This is a genomic window from Bifidobacterium sp. UTBIF-78, assembly GCF_006408945.1.
Lineage (GTDB): Bacteria > Actinomycetota > Actinomycetes > Actinomycetales > Bifidobacteriaceae > Bifidobacterium > Bifidobacterium myosotis.
In genome coordinates this window covers 20,179-39,849 of the sequence record NZ_JFAO01000016.1, presented here as the reverse complement: position 1 = coordinate 39,849, position 19,671 = coordinate 20,179, and the positions used below count along the sequence as shown (strand labels likewise).

Genomic DNA, 19,671 nt, shown 5'->3' with positions numbered 1-19,671 from the left:
ACCGTTATCCAAACGATGCGCAAAACATAAGACGAATGCTCGTGTTTAGGGCGTTCGGGCGGTAGACTGGCCGTATGACTTACAAACTAGTACTGCTCCGTCATGGACAGAGCGCATGGAACAAAACCAATCAGTTCACCGGCTGGGTCGACGTCCCGCTGACCGAGCAGGGTGAGGCTGAGGCCAAGCACGGCGGCGAGCTGCTCAAGGAGAAGAACGTCCTGCCGGACATCGTCTTCACCTCGTTGCTGCGTCGTGCCATCAACACCGCCAACCTCGCGCTGGACGCCGCCGATCGTCTGTGGATTCCGGTCGAGCGCAGCTGGCGTCTCAACGAGCGTCACTACGGCGCTCTGCAGGGCAAGAACAAGACCGAGATCCGTCAGGAGTACGGTGACGAGAAGTTCATGCTGTGGCGTCGTTCTTACGCCACCCCGCCGCCCGAGATCGACCCGGACGACCAGTACGCCCAGAACCACGACCCGCGCTACACCGGCGACCCGGTTCCGGAAGCCGAGTGCCTGGCCGATGTAGTCAAGCGTGTCGAGCCGTACTTCAAGTCCGACATCGAGCCGCAGCTGCGCGCCGGCAAGACCGTGCTGATCGCCGCTCACGGCAACTCCCTGCGTGCCATTGTCAAGATGCTTGACAACCTGACCGAGGAGGAGATTGCCAAGGTCAACATCCCGACCGCCATCCCGCTGCTGTACGAGCTGGACGAGGACTTCAAGCCGATTAAGCCGCGTGGCGAGTACCTGGACCCGGAGGCTGCCGCCGCCGGTGCCGCCGCCGTCGCCGCACAGGGCCAGAAGTGATGTTGGCGTCGTAGTCCGTCACGTCATACGTGCATAAGCACGATAGCAGCAATACTCACAAGGGGAGTCGCACCCATCCGTGCGGCTCCCCTTGTCGCATAAGTGGGGGCCACAAGAGCTTTCGTGCGTCCACGGTGTAGGGAACTTCCCACCATGTAGGGAACTTCCCATGATGTAGGGATTGCCCCACCGTGTAGGGAACGAAAATGGCTGTATTCCGCGGAAAACACGACATGGCCCATGTGGGCATCCCTACACGATGGGAAGTTCCCTACACCGTGGGGGTATTTCCCACGCTGCCGTGTCACCATTGTTGCGTAGCAGCGTGCCACCGTGCACAAGGCATAAGAAAACGGCGCCCAGCCGTAGCCGAATCGCCGTTTCAGGCATCCCCGAGGGGATAAGTATTATGCCGACGCGCCAATCGCCACCATCACTGCGATACCCGTATCCCCGGTGTTTCGCAGATCAGCGTTGACGCGCCGAACTCGCTCGAGTCTTACTCGATGGCGCCTTCCTCATCGCGGGCAGGCTTCTTGGACGGGTCGAAGCCGGAGACGATGTACACCACGCGACGGGCGGCGGAGACGGCGTGATCGCCGAGACGCTCGAGGAAGCGGCCCAGAAGCACGATGTCCACGGTCTGCTGACGGGTGATGCCGTCGGACAGAGCCAGCTCGAAGGTCTTGTGGTGCAGCTCGTCGAGCTTGTCATCGTTGAGGATGATGTGCTCGGCGGTCTTGGCGTCGCGGTCGGACAGCATAGCGATGAGCTGGTCGGCGGTGTCGCTCAGGAATTCGAGCATCTCGGCGAACACCGGCTGCGCTTCTTCAGGCAGCGGGGAGGCCGGGTAGGTGCGGCGGGCGCCTTCGGCAACGTGACGAGCGAGATCGCCCATACGCTCGAAGGTGGAAGCCAGACGCAGCGTAGACACCACAACGCGAAGGTCAGTGGCCACCGGGTTCTGCTTGGCGAGCAGACGGACGCACTGGTCGATGATGGAGGACTCAAGGGCATCGATCTCGATGTCGCCGTCGATGACGGTCTGTGCGGCCTCGACGTCCTGCTTGAGCAAAGCCTCGCCGGCGCCATTGATCGCCTTACGCACATCCTGCGCCATGCGGTCGAGGTCGTCAGCAACCTGCTTCAGCTCCTCGTTGAAAATAACGCGCATTTCTCTAGCCTTTCATGCTTTGGTATTGCAACCTCTCTCAGTGTATTATTCCAGCTTTCTCGCCCTACTTCAACGTAGGCAATAGCAACCTCAAGTTGTTTCATTGTTCATTGGGTTGTTCACTTGCAATTCATGTTCTCGGCGTGCCGCGCGGTGTGGGAGAATGGACCCATGACCCTGATGTCGATTCCCGTTGCCGTGGCGCTGGTTGCCGCCGCCGTCCTGTTCGTGGCCATCGTGGTGGCGTTGGTGTTGGGGATGGCCACCGGCCGGGTCCGGATTGCCGGCTTCCGCGGCCATTCCTCCGCTGATGAAGGGGATGACCTGCCCGACGAGACGGCCACGCTGCTGTCGATGATGCCCGGTGTGTCGATCGTGGTGGATGCCAACGACGAAGTGGTCCGCTCGAGCCCGGACGCCTATCGCTTGGGCGTGGTGGCCGACGACGCCATCGTGGACCAGACGGTGCTTGACGCGGTGCATGAGGCCCGCCGCTCCGGAGGCAAACGTCTTTTCGACCTGACGACCACAACGCCGCAACGATATGTGGCGGAGGCCAACCGCGCCGAGCACGTCGAATCCCGGACTTCCAGCCGACCGAACTGGCTGAAGGTGACGGTCGGCCGCATCGATGACCGCTTCGTCATCGTATTGGTCAATGATGTCAGCGACGCGATTCGCTTCGCGCAGGTGCGTGATGCGTTCATCATCAATGTGTCCGAACAGTTGCTCGGCCCCACCGAGGCGCTGGGGAAGCTCGCCGATGAGCTTGAGAAGGGCGAGCTTGATGCGCAGCAGATCGCGCGGGACGCTCGGCAGGTGCGGTCGAGCTGCGACAAGCTCAACCACATGGTTTCCGATCTGCTGCTGCTCATCCGTGCTCAGGAGCCGATTACGCCGTCCTCAGCCAACCGGCTGCCGTTGCTGGATCAGGTTCGTGAGACGGTGGAGCGTTTGCGGCCGCAGGCCGATCGCTTCGGTGTCGGACTGACCGTATCCGGCGACGCCGATCTGGTGGTCAATGACGAAGGCGGCCAGATCGACAGTGCCGTGACCAAGCTCATCGAGAACGCCATCGGCTATTCACCCGAAGGCGGCGTGGTGGGTGTGTCCGTGACCAGGTCCAAGGGTGGAGACAGTGCGGTGATCCGGGTGATCGATCACGGTGCCGGCATCGATAAGAAGGCCCAATCGCGCATCTTCGAGCGCTTCTACCGTGGCGCCGATCAGAATGCGCGCACCGCGGACGGCGTGGGACTCGGACTTGCCATCGCCAAGCACGTCGCACTCACGCATCACGGCGACATCACCGTGTGGAGCGCGCCCGGTCAGGGCAGTACGTTCAGCCTGACGCTGCCGTTGGCACAGTGACCAACGCGGGCGGCCCGATGCGGGCGTCTTATCCATAGTTGCGGCTTACTGTCCCAGCCGTCGGTAGTCCCAGCGGTCGAAGTACTCCCAGATCAGCATGAGCACCCCGATGATCACGCCGGCAGCGCACAGAATCACGAATGACACCGTGTCGTAATGCAGTACGAGCAGCACCAGCGAGACGATGAGCGCCACGGTCCACAGGCCGGTCCCGATGCCGAATACCTTGCGCAAGTCCACGCGTACCGGTTTGGGGGCCGGCTTGCGGACCGCTGGGTCGATGATGGGCGCGAACTTCATAGTTAGCACTGTAGTAAAAAGGTCGGTCAACGGCCGATTACTGCAGATGCTCGACCACGTAATCCACGCACTTGGTGAACGCGATCACATCGGACGGCTCCACCGACGGGAACACGCCGACGCGCAGCTGGTTGCGGCCCAGTTTGCGGTAGCCTGCGGCGTCCACGATGCCGTTTTCGCGCAGGATGGCCAGCACCTGGCTTGCCTGCACGCGCTCGTCCAGATCGATGGTGACCACCGAATGCGACCGGGCGTCCGGGTCCGTGACGAACGGCTGCGCGTACTGCGAGCGTTCCGCCCACGAGTACAGGATGGAAGCGGACTTGGCGCAGCGTGCGGCCGCCCAGTCCAGACCGCCGTTGTTGTTGAGCCATTCGATCTGGTTCGCCATCATGATGAGGGTGGCGACCGCCGGGGTGTTCAGCGTCTGGTCCTTACGCGAATTGTTCAGTGCGGTCGTCAGCGAGAGGAACGGCGGTACCCAGCGGCGTGCCCCCTCAAGATGGGCGCTGGACTCCACGCCGGCGGCGCGTTCAATGGCCTCGGGGGAGAGCACCGCGACCCACAGTCCGCCGTCGGAGCCGAACGCCTTCTGCGGGGAGAAGTAATACACGTCGGTCTGGGTGATGTCGAGGGGCAGGGCGCCTGCCGCGCTGGTGCCATCGATGACGGTCAGCGCGCCGGCCTCACGGCTGCCGGGCACGCGGCGAATCGGCGCGGCGACGCCGGTGGAGGTCTCGTTATGGGCCCAGCAGTAGGTGTCCACGCCTTCGGTGAGCTCGGGCAGACGGTAGGTGCCGGGCTCGCCTTTGAAAATAACGGGTCGCTCGAGGAACGGCGCGTTCGCGGCGGAGGCGGCGAATTTGGCGCTGAACGAGCCGTACGAGCCGAAGGCGGCCTGACGGGTGATGAGCGAGGCGCAGGCAATCTCCCAGAACGCGCTGGCGCCGCCGTTGCCCAGAGCCACCTCGTAGCCATCGGGCAGATGGAAGAATTCGGCCAGTCCCTCGCGGATGGAGCCGACCACCTGCTTGACCGGGCTCTGGCGGTGGGAGGTGCCCATCAGCGTGGTGGCGCCGGCGTCGATCGCGGCAATCTGTTCGGGGCGGATTTTGCTGGGGCCGGAGCCGAAGCGTCCGTCTTCGGGCTTCAATGATTCGGGGATGTTCACAGTCACTGTCATGGCTTCAAGGGTAGCCAGTGCCGGGCGCGAATGCGCAGATTTCCCGATTATCGGCTATCGGATTGAGCGGGCATGGTCAGGAGTCGGTGCCGGCGGAGCAGCACTGCGGGAACGCGTCCACGGTGAACGGAATGTGGCGGGGAGCCGGCGCCGGTTGGTGGATGCGGTAAATGTGAAGGACTCGCGCGGATAGCGTTCCATAAGGAATGCGTATAGCTCGGCATTCAAGACGCATCATGCGGGTACCGAGCCGTCCGTGCACGGACTCACGAGAAATGGCAGACGGGCCCGAAACCGGGAGAATACTGGGGAAAACTCGTGAAACGTCTTGTGAAACACTTGCCGTTCGATGGGCGGCATATAAATCATGGATGACCGAGGACACGCCGTAGCGGACCCCGGATAGTCCCGTAATGGTTTGCCGGTTGACCCGTGGGCGTTGTACAGTGGGCAATTGTGACGGTACGGTGACGCTCCCACGAAGGGGCGTTCGAGCCCATCCAAGGAGTTATGAGTTATGAAGCACGCCTCGCATAAAGCGACCAAGGTCTCACACCAGAAGTTCAGCTTAGCGAAGGCGCTCTTCGCCTCCGGCAAGGGTTCGCATTCCGTACGTGCGGTGCGTGCGGTGCAGGCCGCAGGCGGCGATGCCGTGGTTCTTGGGCTTGACCCCGCGGTCGCCGAGAAGATCAACGAGATCGCACCGCAGACCCGTCGTTCCATTCGTCAGGCCGCCCGCGCGGCCGAACGCCGTAGCCATATTCTGGCTTCGGCCTCCCTCGCCGCCTTGGTGGGCACTGCGGCCACTTCGATGGCCTTCGCTTCGCAGAACGGTGAAGCTCCGGTGCTTGCCGATCCGGCCACCACGACCACTCAGCTCAAGCGTGTCAGCGATGTGTCCAGCGCCTCTCGTTCCGAGGCCCGCACCGAGCTCACCTCACCGGTCGCCACCCAGTCCACCAACGAAGGCGGATGGGGCCTGAGCAACTCCGAAAGCGCGCTCAACACCCAGCTCATGAACCGTAACACCGCGAACAACCCGGTGGTCTCGGTGCTCATGGATGAGGACAGCGCCGCACTGCCGGCCGGTTATAACCCGAACCACGACGCCGGCACCAGCGGCAACAACTATCCGTGGGGCCAGTGCACATGGTATGCCTACAACCGTCGCACCGAGCTGGGGCTGCCCACCAGCGGCAACTTCGGCAATGGCGGTCAATGGGCCGACTCCGCCGCCGCCCTTGGGTATTGGGTGGACAACACTCCTCGCCATGTGGGCGATGCCGTGGTGTTCGCTCAGGGGCAGGCCGGTTCCGATCCGGTCTACGGCCATGTGGCCGTGCTGGAGAAAATCAATGCCGACGGCTCCATCGAGGTCTCCGAATCCAACGTCAAGGGTCTGGGAGTGATTTCCCACCGCACGTTCAGCGCCGCCGATGCGGCCAAGCTCCAGTTCGTGCATTACTGATTCGTTATTGATTATTGGTTCCTTGCTCCGAGGCTCGGACATCGACATCGAAGATTCGTCCGAATGCGGGCCGAATGGCAGTCGGACATGATCGGCGGGTTGAAGACGATTTGAAAGAATGAGACTCGGCGGGCATTCATATACCGGCTTTTCGACTACAAATTCAGTTTGAATCCAGCTCGGGGACACGCACACGGTCCGCTGTGACCGGACTTGCAATCATCTGGGAGCTTGCTGCATATTGCCGGCGTCAATAGACGACACGCCGATGAAATCCCAGTTATTATGCGGCATTGCCAGCCGATTCCCAGTATTTGTTCATATTCGGTGGTTACCGTTCAGGGGCTATGAGGACTTTTCCCCGAATCGCTTCCGTGATTGCGGCGTGCACGGCCGCCGCAAGCCTGTTCGCATTCGCCCCCACGACCGCCATGGCCGATGAGGGTATCGTGACCGCCACCAAGTCGTTCCCGACGGTCAGCACCACTCGAGAGAACCTGACCGCCGAATCCACCTCCACCGAAGTCGAGGGCGACTCCAGCTGGGGCGGCATCGAGACGTTGAACGTGCCACAGACCGCTTCTCAGGCCGAGAAGGATGCGGCTGCCGCCGAAGCGGCGCAGAAGATTCAGGATGAGGCCGCCGCGGCCCAGGTGCAGAGCCAGATGGAGGCCGCCAGCCGTGGCCAGGCCCGCAGCACCATGTCCTATACGGAGCTTGACGGGTCCGTCTCCGCCGGTGCCGCCGCATCCATCGACAAGGCATACTCGCTGATCGGCCAGAGCATGGACTGCACCGCACTGGTCAGCTACGCCCTCGCCGCACGCGGCATCAACTTCCATGGCTGGCCCGAGGAGTACGCCAACGTGCCGGGCGGCCAGATCGTCACCGACGGCTCCCTGCAGCCGGGCGACATCCTCATCTACGCCAGCACCGGTGGCTGGAACGGCGGCGCCCATTACGACCATGTGGCACTGTATGTGGGCAACGGTCAGGCGGTGCACGGCGGTTGGAACGGCTACACCGTGGCGCTGGCCGGCGCGATGCTCAACCAGGTGACCATCGTGGTGCGCATCCCGTGACGCTCCCCGCCGGATGGGACGGCATGGACGGAACCGGCTATGCCGGATAAGTCGTATGTCGTGTGTGCCGGCGTAACGATATCGAAAAGCGAACAGGGGTGATGTTTCGTTACAGGGCCTTCGGACGTTCCGTCCGGAGGCCTTTATGGTAAGGTGGTGCGTTGATGATGAACGTTAGGCAGATTCTTTCCGCGTCGGCTGCAGTAGTGGTCGCCGCTACCATGTTCGCAGGTGTGGCACCGAGCGCCAGCGCCGCGGGTACGGCGGATGACAGCACTGTGGTCTCCTCTCGCTCCTTCCCCAAGGCCTCCGCCGCCAAGGCGAATCTTCTGGCCGAATCCACGTCCACTTCGGTGGATGACAATGCCGATTGGGGCGGCATTGAAACGTTGAATGTGCCGCAGACCCAATCCCAGTCCGAGAAGGATGCCGAGGCCGCGCAGAAGGCCGCCGACGAGGCATCCCAGGCACAGACCGAGGCATACGCGGCCAGCCGTTCCGAGCAGCGCGCCGAGATTCCTCAGGTCGATCTTGGCTCCATGAACGGCGGCGGCGCCGATCTCGCCAAGTTCGCCATGCAGTTCCAGGGCTATCCGTATGCGGCCGCCGGCAACACCCCGTCCGGCTGGGATTGCTCCGGCTTCGTGCAGTATGTGTACGCCCAGTTCGGCATCTCCCTGCCGCATTCCTCCGGTGCACAGGCCGCTATGGGCACGCCGGTGGCCAGCCTCGCCGAAGCCCAGCCCGGCGACATTCTGGCGAACGGCATCCATGCCGCCATTTACATCGGCAACGGCATGGTGATCAATGCCATGAATCCGGTGCAAGGCACTCAGATCGCCGACGTTTCCGTATTCGGCGGCAACCCCTACTCCATCCGCCGCATCCTGTAGTCTCCCTTGGAACCCGCCTTGAGCGGCGGTGAATGCATCCCGATTAGCGGGCTGCCGATACGGGGACAGCAATCTGCATAACGTGACAGAGATGACCATTCGGGCGCGTCCTTCGGGGCGCGCCTTTCTCGTTCTTTGGGCGGCGCATACCACGCAATCCGAGTGTCGCGGGGTATTGTGGGAGATACGCGGAACAGGTTCCGCGATAACTTCAAGGAGGTCGTCATGATTAACGACAAGGCCATTCTCGTCGGCGTTGACGGGTCGCATGCCAGCTACAAGGCAACATGGTGGGCCGCGAATTATGCGAAGCATGCCGGACTCACGCTGCAGATTGTCTGTGCGTATTCCCTGCCCAGCTATGCCGCCGTTTCGTTCGATGCCACCTACACGGCGATGGGGGATGACAACGCCGCGCATTCCGATGCCCAGGAGATTCTGTCCAAGGCCAAGGCCATCGCGGATGAGCAGGGCGTCGAAGCCGCCACGCTGATTGTCACCGGTGATCCCGCGTCCGTGTTCGTGGAGTTGTCGCGCAACTACAATCTCATCGTCATCGGCAACCGCGGCAAGGGCGGACTGGCCGAGCGTCTGCTGGGCACTACCTCGTCGTCATTGCCCGCATACGCCTATTGCCCGATCGTCGTGGTGCCCTACACCGACGATGACGGCAACCTCATGCACCTCAACAACACCATCACCAAGGTGGCCGTGGGCTCCGACGAATCCAAGTGGGGTCTCAAGGCGCTGGACATCGCCGCGGACTTCGCATCCTCCTGGGGCGCCGAGCTCGACGTGATCTCCGCCGTGCCGAACCTCAAGGGCGTGGACGGCGAGGACGCCGTGATGGAGTCCTACAAGGAGGACCTCGACGTGCGCATCAAGCCGTTGCAGGAGGCGCATCCGGACCTCACGATCAACAAGCAGATCGTCTCCGGTCCGGCCGTGAGCGCCCTGACCAAGGCCAGCTTCGATCATGACGTGGTCGTTGTCGGATCTCGTGGCCGCGGTGGCTTCACCGGCCTGCTGCTGGGCTCCACCAGCCAGGGACTGCTGCAGCACGCCGCCGGCCCGGTTTACGTGGTGCCGCGTAAGTATGTGGAGGCTGCGGAGTCCCGTCTCGATACCGTCCCGAGCTCGCCGGCGGAAGTGCCCACCAAGTCCTTGGACGATATCGCCGGAGTCGAGGAGATTCCGGTGCCCAAGGCCGAGCCCGAGGTGGCCCATCAGATCGAGGCCACCATCGATCCGAAGCACGAGTAGTCGGTAGGTTTGGCAGTGGCTCCTTTTGGCTGAGGGGAGCCGCCAGCTGATAATGCGACAGCTATAGCAGTGGCTCCCCTCTCTGAGGGGAGCCACTATCTATTTGGTTTGACGGCTCTCTTCAGTGAGGGAGCCGCTGCCATATGCGCCGTATATACGTATATAGCCGTATATACGGCAAATCATTCCGTCAGTGCTTGATGGTCACGTTCATGCGCACCGGGGTCTCCTGCACATAGGTGTGCTTGACGGTGCAAGCCTTATCGATGTGACGGGTCACGCGCTCCTTGAGCTTTTCGGCGTCCTCCTCGGACAGCCCGGCATCGGAGGCGTCCACCACGACCTGCTCGTCGAAGCTGGTGTAGGCGTCGTTTTCGGGGTCGTAGGTGCCGTCCACCACAATCTTGGCGCCCTTGCCCTCGCCCAGCGCGTGCTCGACGGCGAACTGGCTGGACAGCGCCGCGCAGCCTGCCAGCGCGACCTTCATCAGGTCACCCGGCGTGAACTGGCCGCGGTCCTTGCCGAACTTGATGTGCGCGCCGTCGTCGCTGAAGGCGTCCCACGAACCATCCTTGTTGCGCTCTACCCACAGTCGCTTACCCATAGTGTGCCTCCTTACGGCATCTCATGGCATTGTTGACCTCTCCATTATGCCCCGACAGGACGTTCGACGGGTGGTGGAACTCATCGATGGCGGAAAATGCCGGTTGCCGTCTGACTCGGGCAGTGTGGGGCGGTGCGGTCGGACCCCTGCCGCTACCATGGTGGGCATGGCTTTGACTGAAGAACAGCTCGCTGACATCCGCACCCGCATCCCGTCCCGTCCGGACACGGACATTCCGATGCCGTACGAGGATCTGGTGCGCAAGATCCTTATGGAAGGCTCGCTGAAGTCCGATCGTACCGGCACGGGCACCATCTCCCTGTTCGGCCAGCAGATGCGGTTTGACCTGTCCCGGTACTTCCCGTTGCTCACCACCAAAACCGTGTTCTTCAAGGGACTGGCGTATGAGCTGCTCTGGTTCCTGAAGGGGTCCTCCAACATCCGCTGGTTGCAGGAGCACAACGTGCACATCTGGGACGAGTGGGCCGACGAGAACGGTGATCTGGGTCCCATCTACGGTGTGCAGTGGCGCTCATGGCCGGCCCCCACGCCAGAAGACCCCAACCGCACCATCGATCAGATCGGCAATGTGCTCGATCTGCTGAAGCATCATCCGGATTCCCGCCGCATGGTGGTGTCCGCGTGGAACCCGGCAGAGGTCGAGCAGATGGCGCTACCTCCGTGCCACGCCCTGTTCCAATTCTATGTGGCCAACGGGCGTTTGAGCTGCCAGCTGTACCAGCGTTCGTGCGACATGTTCCTCGGCGTGCCGTTCAACATCGCGTCCTACTCGCTGCTCACGCTGATGATGGCCCAGCAGACCGGCCTGGAACCCGGTGAGTTCGTCTGGACCGGCGGCGACTGCCATGTCTACGACAACCATATCGATCAGGTGCTCGAGCAGCTCTCCCGTGAGCCGTATCCGTATCCCACCATCGAGATCCGCAAGGCCGATTCGCTGTTCGACTACGACTACGACGACTTCACCATCGTGGATTACCGCCATCATCCGACCATCAAGGCTCCTGTGGCGGTGTGACGACCGCCGCCTTCGGTTGTGTGCGGCCTTACTATTCGGCTGCGTACGGCCTGCGGACGACCCTGCGTACGGCCCCGCGCGCGTTGCGTTGGGCCGTCCGTCCGCCGGGTCGGCTGGCCGGAGACGGGGCGAGACTCCGCGATCGGCCGGTCCGTCTGGCATGCCCATTACACTAAGGGCAGTTCCGCAATCCAGGAGGAGTAAGCGAAATGGAGCATGACAGTAGCCGTACCGGCTATCACGAACCCGAGCCCGGATCTGCCGGGCTGTCTGCCACTGAGGAGGATTGGGGTGACGATTTCCCCAAGACGTTCTCGGTGAATCTGATTTGGGCTGAAGCCCGCGACAAGGAAGGTCGTTCGGGCGCCATCGGCCTTAATGGCGGCATGCCTTGGCATCTGTCCGAGGACATGAAGCATTTCAAGGAGCTGACCGTATCGCATCCGGTGATCATGGGCCGTAAGACTTGGGAGTCGCTGGATCTCAAATACCGTCCGCTTCCTAACAGGGACAACATCGTGGTCTCGCGCGACCCGCTGTATCGTGCGCCGGGCGCCACGGTGGTCACCAGCCTTGACGACGCCCTCGATCTGGCCCGTCAGGAGGCCATCCCGGACGATGGTCTGGACCGTTCCGAGATCTGGATCATCGGCGGCGCGCAGCTGTTCGCCGAGGCGCTTCCGTTCGCGGACAAGGCCTACATCACCGTTCTGGCAGCCCATGTGGACGCCGACGCCTATGCGCCGGACATGGCCGCGCTCGTCGAAGCGGGCCTGTGGCGCGAAGCCGAGGTGGGGGAGTGGCGCACTCCCGATGACCACACGTCCGGCGTGGAATCATACCGATTCATCACGCTGGTCAAAACCAAGTAGCCGTGGATGGTCGGCCTCTGATCGGCAGGGGCGACCATCGTGCGTCGATTCCGGGGAGAGACGCGCCTGACGATGCTCAGGCCGGATCGTCCCCTTCATGCCGTCGTCCGATGCACCATGCCGGGCGACGGTCTTGTATCATCCCCTGTATGCATCCCTTGCATCATCCAGCATTGTGCAATATCTGCAATATTATCGGCCGGACCCCGCGTCCTCGAATCGAATGGAAAGCGCTATGAGCACCACCAAGCCCTACACCGTCATGACCGTCTGCACCGGCAACATCTGCCGCTCGCCGATGGGTGAGATCATTCTGCGCCACTATTTCGAGGAGCGCGGCCTTGGCGACAAGGTGGATGTGGAATCCAGCGGCGTGTCCGATGAGGAATGGAGCCATCCGATCGACCCCCGCGCCGTGCGGGTGCTGCGCGAACGCGGGTACGGCGATGAGATCCCGCGCGATCATTTCGCCCATCGCATCTCCCGTGACGAAATCGCGCGTACGGATCTGTTCCTGCCGATGACCGCATCCCACATGCGCGCGCTGTTGCGCATGCTGCCGGCCGGCAAGCGCGCCGAAGTGCATATGTATCGCAGCTTCGACCCGAACCTGCCCAAGCCGAAGCCCGGGCGTGAGGACCAGATCGATCTGGTCGATCCGTGGTACGGCGGTCCGCATGAGTTCGAGGTGGCCATCGACCAGATTGAAGAGGTCGCGCCGTACATCGTCGACTGGGTGGCCAAGCAGCTCGATGCCGAGTCGTGACGGACGGTGATTCACGGCTGTCAATCCACAGCTGGCGATCCGTCATATCGACGGTTGCATAGGCCGCATCGAATGTTCCGGCACCGCCGTCTTCTTAAGCGGAGGATGGCGGTGCCGATTGCGTAGGTGCCGGGGATGTCAGAACACCAGCTGCACCAGCAGCATGTAGGTCACGGTTCCGCCGGCGATTGACAGCAACATATTGCGCTTCCAGCAATGCAGGGCCACGATCACCGCACAGGCGATGAACTCGGGCGCACCGTGGGAGCCGGTGAACACCGGGGTGTTTCGTAGGGAATACACCACTAGTAATCCGGTCATCGCATACGGCAGCACCGCACCGAGATACTCGATGATGCGCGGGGGCTGTTTGGATTCCGGGAATATCAGAAACGGCAGGAATCGCGTGAGCATGGTGCCGATTACCACTGCCACGATGGTGGCCACGCCCTGCCAGACGGTCATGATCATGCCTGATGAGCCTCCTTCGGGCCGGGGGCGGGGGAGTCGTGAAGTTCGTGTGAGCCGCGCGATTTGTGCTGAATCGTGTCGTCACTGACGGCGGCGTCGGCGGAGTCGGGGGGTATCGCCGTCAATGGCGATGGCGTCACCAGTATCATCGGTAGCGTTGCCGGTCCTGAGCGTATCCAGATACGGACGCAGCAGCAGGAACGCCACAAGCATCACGGCCATCGACGGAATCATGAAATCGTTGGCACCGAAGATTACCAGACAGGCGAGGGAGGCCAGCACGCCGATGACGGCGGCAAGCCGTTCGCGATGATGTCCGCCCAGCCATTGGTCAAGGAAAATCACCAGAAACAGTGCGGTGAGCACGAATTCGAGTCCGTTGGTGTCGAACGGCAGATGCGACCCGATGAGACCGCCGAGCGTGGCGCCGATGACCCAGTAACTCTGGTTGCAGGCCGTGACCCAGAAGTAGAACCATCCCCGGTCGATGCCGTCGGGGATGCGGGCGGTGGAATTGATAGCGAAGGTTTCGTCGCACATGCCGAAGATAAGGTACGGGCGCTTCCAGCCAAGACCCTTGAACGACTTGAGCATCGACAGCCCGTAGAACAGATGTCGGGCATTGACCATCAGCGCAAGCAGGAACGCGGCGATCGGGTTGAACGCCGAGAGCAGTAGGTTCACGGTGACGAATTCCATCGACCCCGCGAAGATGAACGCGCTCATGCACATCGGCCATACGAAGGAGAACCCTTTGATGCCCATCAGAATGCCGTATGACGTGCCGAGGAACAGGAATCCCAGGCATATCGGCACGGTAAGCGGGAACGCGGCCTTCAGAGCCGCGAGGACATCACGGCGCGGTGCGGACCGGCGGTTGCTGGCGTTGGTTTCGGCATCGGTTACGGTTCTGGTGCCGGGAACCGTGGTGGTGCCGTTACCGTTGCCCATATCCCGCCTCTCTTCGGTGATGTTGTTCCGATGCTTTTGTCCGCAAGACAAACGGGACAAGGATAGCGCGCACGGGGGAGCCGTCGCTGGAATCATCCACACGATGGCCGGGAGCGCCTGCCGGATGCGGTAGGGGCGTCGGTCGTGCGCATACGATGGCCGGGGCGAGCGAAACAGACTGCAAGTATGCGGGATAACGAAACCGTCGCGTACATACAGTCCCAAATAAGGCCGGAACGGACTGTAAGTACGCGGGACCTTCGACAGGCCGCATACTTACAGTCCGTTCATACAGTCCGTTTGGCGCCGCGCCCGCCGTCCGATGGGTTATGCTTAGTAAAGTTTTTTACTAAAATCGACGGTGTCAATGTGCGGACGGTGCGGATAGTGCGGACGGCGTTGATGCATGGGGAGGATGCTGATGGCCACGTTGAAGGAGGTCGCCGAACGGGCCGGGGTGTCGCAGAGCACGGTGTCGCGCCTGCTGAACGATCCGTCGTTCTCGATCAAGGAGGAGACGAAGCGGCGCGTGCTGCGCGTGTGCGAGGAACTGGGCTATCGCGACGTGTTCCGCCCGGCGATCGCGGTGCTGGACGCGCCACCCTCGGGCGAGGAACTGCAGGACGCATACTTCGCCGAACTGCGCGGAATCGTGGAGGAATGCGCGCGATCGCTGGGACTGGACCGGCCGGTGTTCGTCCATTCCATCCGTGAACTGATCGAACGGGCCGGCGAGTTCGACGGGTTCGTGACGATCGGGGCGACCGTGTTTCCCGCGGACGATCTGCGTGCATTGCACAAGGTGCTGCCGCATGGCGTGTGCATCGACACGAATCCCGCGCCGCATCTGTTTGACTCGGTGTGCCCGGACCTGTCGCAGACCATGCTGGATGCACTGGACGCACTGATTGCTGCCGGGCGTCGTCGGATCGCGTTCATCGGCGGCGTGGGCAGCCTGATGGGGCTGCATGACTATCCCGAGGACATCCGTGAGGCGTCGTTCCGCCAATGGGCCGTGCATTTGGGGCTTGACGTGGATGGGCTGGTGTACTCGCGCGGCACGTTCACGGTCGAAAGTGGCTACGAGCAGGCTTCGCGTCTGGTCGCCGACCATCGCGGTGGCGGGGAGGGCGGCCGGATAGGCGGGGCGAACGGCGCCGATGCCACCGTCGATGACGGACACGGTGACATGCCGGACGGTCTGATCGTGGCGGCGGACGTGCTTGCGGTGGGCGTCCTGCAGGCGCTGAACGCGCTGCAAGTGCGCGTACCGGACGAGCTGGCCGTGGTCAGCGTCAACAACCAGTCCATCGCCCGGTACACGTCGCCCTCGCTGAGCTCCTACGCCATCGACCAGCGCGAACTTGCGCGCACGGCCCTGACCACGCTGATCGACGGGCTCGAGCACGAGCGCAAGGTCCGTCGCCATGTGCTGCTCACCACCGAACTTGTGGCGAGGGCCAGTTTTACGCCGCAGCTGTGAGATGCCGATTGGAATCGTTGCCGTTGCGGTGTTGAGCAGGCAGGACGACAACAGCATCGGTGGTGGCCTTGGTGACATTGGCCGCCGAGGCCACCGCCGATACGGTGTGGGATGACGGCGGTCAGATGCGTTGGATGTCCACGTCGAGGGTGAGCGGCCTGCCTGCGGGCAGCTGGTAGGCGGGGTGTACGGGCGCGCCCCACGAGTCGTCGCCGCCGACGCCCATCTGCCCGGCAAGCAGTCGCAGATACGTATGCCGTGGCTCGGGCAAGTCCTCGCGCCTGCGTGCGGCCTCGATGGTGGTCGTGTCCCACGGCAGCAGGCTCGCGGCGAAGTGGCGGTCCCCATGCTGGCGGATGCGCAGGCCGTGGCCGTGGACGTCAGTGGCCTCGAGCCAGCGCACGTCCTCCCGGTTGCCAGTCTCCTGGACCATGAGGTACGGTGCGAAGCTTTTCGCGGCCGTGGTGTTCCAGATGCCGAGCCGGCCGCCACGCTTGCGGTCGCGGTAGGTCTCCTCGGGGCCGGGCCCGTAGTAGCGCAGCCGGTCGTATTCGCGGGGTAGCTCCCATTCGATGCCGAAGGCGGGCAGGCTGGCCGTGTCGGGGTCGGTGCCCGGATATTTGACGGTCAGGTGCAGGCGCATGGCCGGGTCGATGCGGTATATGATGAACGCGGGTGTGCGATCGGGGTCGGCGAGCTCGAACTGGTATTCGGCGACGAGTTCGCCGTCGTCGGTCCGGTTGATGTGCGTGCCGGTGGTGACGGCGTAACGGCCGGCGGGGAACCATGCGGCGCGGTCGAAGCCGGAGTGGTTGCCGCGGTCGTTGTCGGTCAGTGGGCGGAAGGTGACGATGTCGGGGCGACGGATCACCATCTCGCGTCCGTCTCGTTTCCACGAGACGATGCCTCCCTGTGTGCGCGACAGGAGGATTTCCTCGTCAGCGCGTCGGATGCCCGCGTTCCAGCGGCCGAGCGTGACCATGGCGGAATCGTTGCCCGTGGGGGCGGCGTCGTTGCTGGCGCAGGTTGCGACGAGCCTGTCGTTGATGATGTGACTGCTTTCGGTTTCGGGCGTGCGGGGGCGGTTTTCGTTGCCGGAGCGGGTGCCGGACGTGCGCCCGGCGTTGAGGACGCCGACGAGCTGGCCGAACGCGAGCTGGTAGCCGGCCGGGGCCCAGTCGGTGGCGTTGGCGAGGCGTAGGTCGACCTCGTAGACGACCTCATGCACGCCGTCACTTGGCCTTGGGCTTGGGCTTGGACAGGTGCCGGTGTTGGTGGAGTCGTTGGCGTCGGTGATGGTGTTGGCATCGGGGTAGTCGATGTCGTGGCGTGTGGTCTGGCCGGCGGGCACGTCGAATTGGTAGTCGCAGTGCCAGATTTCGCGGCCGTCCAGGAGGAGTCTGGCGGTGAACAGGTAGTCGTCGGTGCCGGTGAATTGGTTGCGGTTCTCGATGGTCACGCCGTGCCCGTCGGGGGTGAGGCGGATCGGCGAGTACAGTTGTTTGATCTCCTGGGCCTTGGGGCTGGGGGTGCGGTCGGCGAACACGATGCCGTTGCCTGCGAACTCGTAGTCGGTGGGCCGGTCGCCCCAGTCGCCGCCTATCGAGAGGCGTTCCGTACCGTCGGGAAGGCGTTGGATGAGGGCCTGGTCGATGTAGTCCCAGATGAACCCGCCCGCATAGCAGTCATGGGATTCCAGGTCGGTGAACTCGTCGAGCCCGCCGCACGAGTTGCCCATCGCGTGCATGTACTCGCAGCTCATGAACGGCTTCCGGGGTTTGCCGCTTGTGTTGGCTGCGCGGTTCTGGTGTTCGAGCCAGTCGCGGATCTCATGGGGTTTGGCGTACATGCGGCTTTCGAAGTCGCTGATCGCCTCGTACTCTCGTTTCCAGGTGACGCCCTCGTAGTGGACCGGCCGGGTCGGGTCGATGGCGTGCGCGTGCCCGCTCATGGTCTTGAGGACCTCGCCGGCGTAGGATTCGTTGCCCAATGACCAGATGATCACGCTGGGATGGTTGCGGTCGCGTTTGATCATGCTGTCGAGCCGGTCGAGGCAGGCTGGCGCCCAGTCGGGGTCGTCGCCGGGGATGGACGTGCCGACCGGGATGTCGCCGGGGCTGTTCCAGCTGCCGTGGGTCTCGAGGTTCGTCTCGTCGACCAGGTAGATGCCGTACTCGTCGCACAGGTCGTACCAGCGGGACTGGTTCGGGTAGTGGCTCGTGCGCACCGCGTTGATGTTGTGGCGCTTCATGAAACGGATGTCCCACAGCATGTCCTCCTCGGTGACCGCGCGGCCGCGACGGCAGTCGAACTCGTGCCGGTTCACGCCACGCAATACCAGCCGCTTGCCGTTGATCTTCAATATGCCGTCCTCGATGCCGATGCGGCGGAAGCCGAGGTTGGTCTGGGCGGCCTCGATGACGCGGCCGTTCGTGTCGTACAGGGTGACGGTCAGCGTGTACAGGTTCGGCGTCTCCGCGCTCCACGGGTCCACGCCCTCGAGCATCGCCTCGGCGTGAACCGTGCCGGTGTCCGTGATTGACATGCCGGTTGACGTGTCTGTGGTTGACTTGTTCGTGGTTGCCGTGTTCGTGGTTGTCGTGTCGGTGATTGACCTGTCAGCTATTGGCGTGCCTGCGACGAGGGGTGTGGCGGTCTGCCAGACGACCGTGTCGCCGTCCATGTCCGTGAGCGTGACGTCCGCGACCGTCGCATGGGCCGCGCCCTCGATCGTGGCATCCACCGTGAGCAGGCCCTGTTTTGCGTCCGGATTCCAGTCCGCAAGCGTCTTGAGGTCCGCGACGTGCGCGGCCGGGCGGGCGGTGAGCTCGACCGAGCGGAACAGGCCGTGCAGACGCCAGAAGTCCTGGTCCTCCAGCCAGCTCGCGCTCGAATACTCATAGCAGGCCACCGCCAGCACGTTCGAGCCTGGGCGGATCGCGGCCGTGACGTCGAACTCGCTGGGCGTGAACGAATCCTCCCCATAGCCGACGAACACGCCGTTCAACCACACATAGACCGCGGTCGCAGCCCCATGGAAGGTGAGCGTCACCCGCCGGCCATCCGCGACCGCCCGCGCCACTTCGCCCTCCGGACGGAACGCGCGACGATACAACGCCACATGATTATCCGCCGGAACCGCCGGAGCCTCAAGATCCTCATGACCATCCCACGGATACTGCACATTCACATACCGCGGTGGGAGCAATCCCGCGAGCTCCACATGGCACGGCACGGCGATGCTGTCGAAGGTGGAATCGTCCAGTTCCGGGTTGGCGAACCAGGGGCATGCGTTGGGGGAGGTCATCGTCAGGGAGACCGTTTCGAGCGCTGTTGGTTTGAGCGCTGCTGTTTTGAGGACGGCCGTTGTCAGGGTGCCTGCCTTATCGTCGGCGTTGTTCGGAGGAGTCGTTGCCGATACGGCGTCGTGGAATGTATCGGATTTCGTGCTGGTGACCGTTCCTGTTCCGGTTTGTGCGGTGCTGTCGGCATCGGATGCCCGATGTGGGGCCGGGGTCGGGAAGCCGACGGCCGGCGCTGTTCGGAGACATACGCGCCATGTGCCGTCCAGACTTTGGCTGAGGTCGCTGGTTTCGCCATGCCGCGGGTTATGTGACCAGCAGGCATGGTCGGAATGGGCGTCCAGCCGGTTGACTGCGAACGTTCTCGGATCGGTGAGCCAATCCGTCGTTGGTAGGTCGCCGGTGCGGTGGGGGAGGGGACGCGTGTTGTCGGCTCCTTGTGTCGCGTTGGTGGTGTTCATGGTGTCCTCGCTTTTGCTGGGGGATTGCGTCGCGTCGTTGTCGTCGCAATGCAAGAATCGTTTCACTGGATTCTTGCGTGATGATGATAAATATTTTTACTTAAAAATGCAACTTCTTGTGTTTCTGTGGGCGTGGTGTTGGGATTGGGGGTGAGGGCCTGTGCTGGGGTCGG

17 protein-coding genes are annotated in these 19,671 nt (G+C 63.0%); 10 read left to right on the top strand and 7 right to left on the bottom strand.

Annotated features, from left to right (window positions below; genetic code table 11):
* Positions 1-74 precede the first annotated feature (74 nt).
* Positions 75-815 (top strand): phosphoglyceromutase, encoded by a 741-nt coding sequence (locus BG22_RS04255; protein WP_094666824.1) that lies wholly within the window; start codon positions 75-77, stop codon positions 813-815.
* A 499-nt stretch (positions 816-1,314) separates the two neighbouring features.
* Here BG22_RS04255 and phoU read toward each other — a convergent pair whose 3' ends face one another.
* Entirely contained in the window at positions 1,315-1,989 is a 675-nt protein-coding gene (phoU, locus tag BG22_RS04250; RefSeq protein ID WP_094666823.1) for a phosphate signaling complex protein PhoU, read from the bottom strand.
* 171 nt (positions 1,990-2,160) lie between these two features.
* Here phoU and BG22_RS04245 point away from each other — a divergent pair, with 171 nt between their 5' ends.
* Complete coding sequence (locus BG22_RS04245) at positions 2,161-3,360, top strand: cell wall metabolism sensor histidine kinase WalK (protein ID WP_140493572.1); 1,200 nt, start codon at positions 2,161-2,163, stop codon at positions 3,358-3,360.
* 45 nt (positions 3,361-3,405) lie between these two features.
* Here BG22_RS04245 and BG22_RS04240 read toward each other — a convergent pair whose 3' ends face one another.
* Together BG22_RS04240 and serC are read right to left on the bottom strand one after the other, a co-directional pair.
* Positions 3,406-3,660: a DUF2530 domain-containing protein gene (locus BG22_RS04240; RefSeq protein ID WP_140493570.1), complete on the bottom strand. Its 255-nt coding sequence runs from the start codon at positions 3,658-3,660 to the stop codon at positions 3,406-3,408.
* Between the two features lie 37 nt (positions 3,661-3,697).
* Positions 3,698-4,843 (bottom strand): phosphoserine transaminase, encoded by a 1,146-nt coding sequence (gene serC / locus BG22_RS04235; RefSeq protein ID WP_140493567.1) that lies wholly within the window; start codon positions 4,841-4,843, stop codon positions 3,698-3,700.
* Between the two features lie 517 nt (positions 4,844-5,360).
* On the opposite strand from serC, the gene BG22_RS04230 reads away from it, so the two are divergent.
* From BG22_RS04230 to BG22_RS04215, 4 genes are all read left to right on the top strand, one after another.
* Positions 5,361-6,311 carry a CHAP domain-containing protein gene (locus tag BG22_RS04230; RefSeq protein WP_140493564.1) on the top strand — a complete coding sequence of 317 codons (951 nt, stop codon included), beginning with the start codon at positions 5,361-5,363 and terminating at the stop codon, positions 6,309-6,311.
* A gap of 347 nt (positions 6,312-6,658) precedes the next feature.
* Positions 6,659-7,393 (top strand): NlpC/P60 family protein, encoded by a 735-nt coding sequence (locus tag BG22_RS04225; RefSeq protein ID WP_140493561.1) that lies wholly within the window; start codon positions 6,659-6,661, stop codon positions 7,391-7,393.
* Positions 7,394-7,557: 164 nt separating this feature from the next.
* Positions 7,558-8,286, top strand: a complete 729-nt coding sequence (locus tag BG22_RS04220) for a C40 family peptidase (protein ID WP_140493558.1) — start codon at positions 7,558-7,560, stop codon at positions 8,284-8,286.
* 225 nt (positions 8,287-8,511) lie between these two features.
* On the top strand, positions 8,512-9,549 hold the full coding sequence (locus BG22_RS04215; RefSeq protein ID WP_140493555.1) for a universal stress protein: 1,038 nt from the start codon (positions 8,512-8,514) through the stop codon (positions 9,547-9,549).
* Positions 9,550-9,739: 190 nt separating this feature from the next.
* On the opposite strand, the gene BG22_RS04210 is transcribed toward BG22_RS04215, so the two are convergent.
* Positions 9,740-10,153, bottom strand: a complete 414-nt coding sequence (locus BG22_RS04210; RefSeq protein WP_140493552.1) for an OsmC family protein — start codon at positions 10,151-10,153, stop codon at positions 9,740-9,742.
* 238 nt (positions 10,154-10,391) lie between these two features.
* On the opposite strand from BG22_RS04210, the gene BG22_RS04205 reads away from it, so the two are divergent.
* From BG22_RS04205 to BG22_RS04195, 3 genes are all read left to right on the top strand, one after another.
* Positions 10,392-11,192, top strand: a complete 801-nt coding sequence (locus BG22_RS04205; protein WP_181163373.1) for a thymidylate synthase — start codon at positions 10,392-10,394, stop codon at positions 11,190-11,192.
* A gap of 209 nt (positions 11,193-11,401) precedes the next feature.
* Positions 11,402-12,064 carry a dihydrofolate reductase gene (locus tag BG22_RS04200; protein ID WP_094666815.1) on the top strand — a complete coding sequence of 221 codons (663 nt, stop codon included), beginning with the start codon at positions 11,402-11,404 and terminating at the stop codon, positions 12,062-12,064.
* Positions 12,065-12,299: 235 nt separating this feature from the next.
* Positions 12,300-12,830 carry a low molecular weight protein-tyrosine-phosphatase gene (locus tag BG22_RS04195; protein ID WP_140493550.1) on the top strand — a complete coding sequence of 177 codons (531 nt, stop codon included), beginning with the start codon at positions 12,300-12,302 and terminating at the stop codon, positions 12,828-12,830.
* A 138-nt stretch (positions 12,831-12,968) separates the two neighbouring features.
* Here the strand turns inward: BG22_RS04195 and BG22_RS04190 are convergent, their stop codons facing one another.
* Positions 12,969-13,301, bottom strand: coding sequence for a branched-chain amino acid transporter permease (locus BG22_RS04190; RefSeq protein WP_140493548.1), 333 nt, complete (start codon positions 13,299-13,301; stop codon positions 12,969-12,971).
* An 81-nt stretch (positions 13,302-13,382) separates the two neighbouring features.
* Complete coding sequence (locus BG22_RS04185; protein ID WP_140493545.1) at positions 13,383-14,252, bottom strand: AzlC family ABC transporter permease; 870 nt, start codon at positions 14,250-14,252, stop codon at positions 13,383-13,385.
* Between the two features lie 421 nt (positions 14,253-14,673).
* Here BG22_RS04185 and BG22_RS04180 point away from each other — a divergent pair, with 421 nt between their 5' ends.
* Positions 14,674-15,735, top strand: coding sequence for a LacI family DNA-binding transcriptional regulator (locus BG22_RS04180; RefSeq protein ID WP_140493543.1), 1,062 nt, complete (start codon positions 14,674-14,676; stop codon positions 15,733-15,735).
* 121 nt (positions 15,736-15,856) lie between these two features.
* Here the strand turns inward: BG22_RS04180 and BG22_RS04175 are convergent, their stop codons facing one another.
* Positions 15,857-19,564 (bottom strand): glycoside hydrolase family 2 TIM barrel-domain containing protein, encoded by a 3,708-nt coding sequence (locus BG22_RS04175; protein ID WP_375137690.1) that lies wholly within the window; start codon positions 19,562-19,564, stop codon positions 15,857-15,859.
* Positions 19,565-19,671 lie beyond the last annotated feature (107 nt).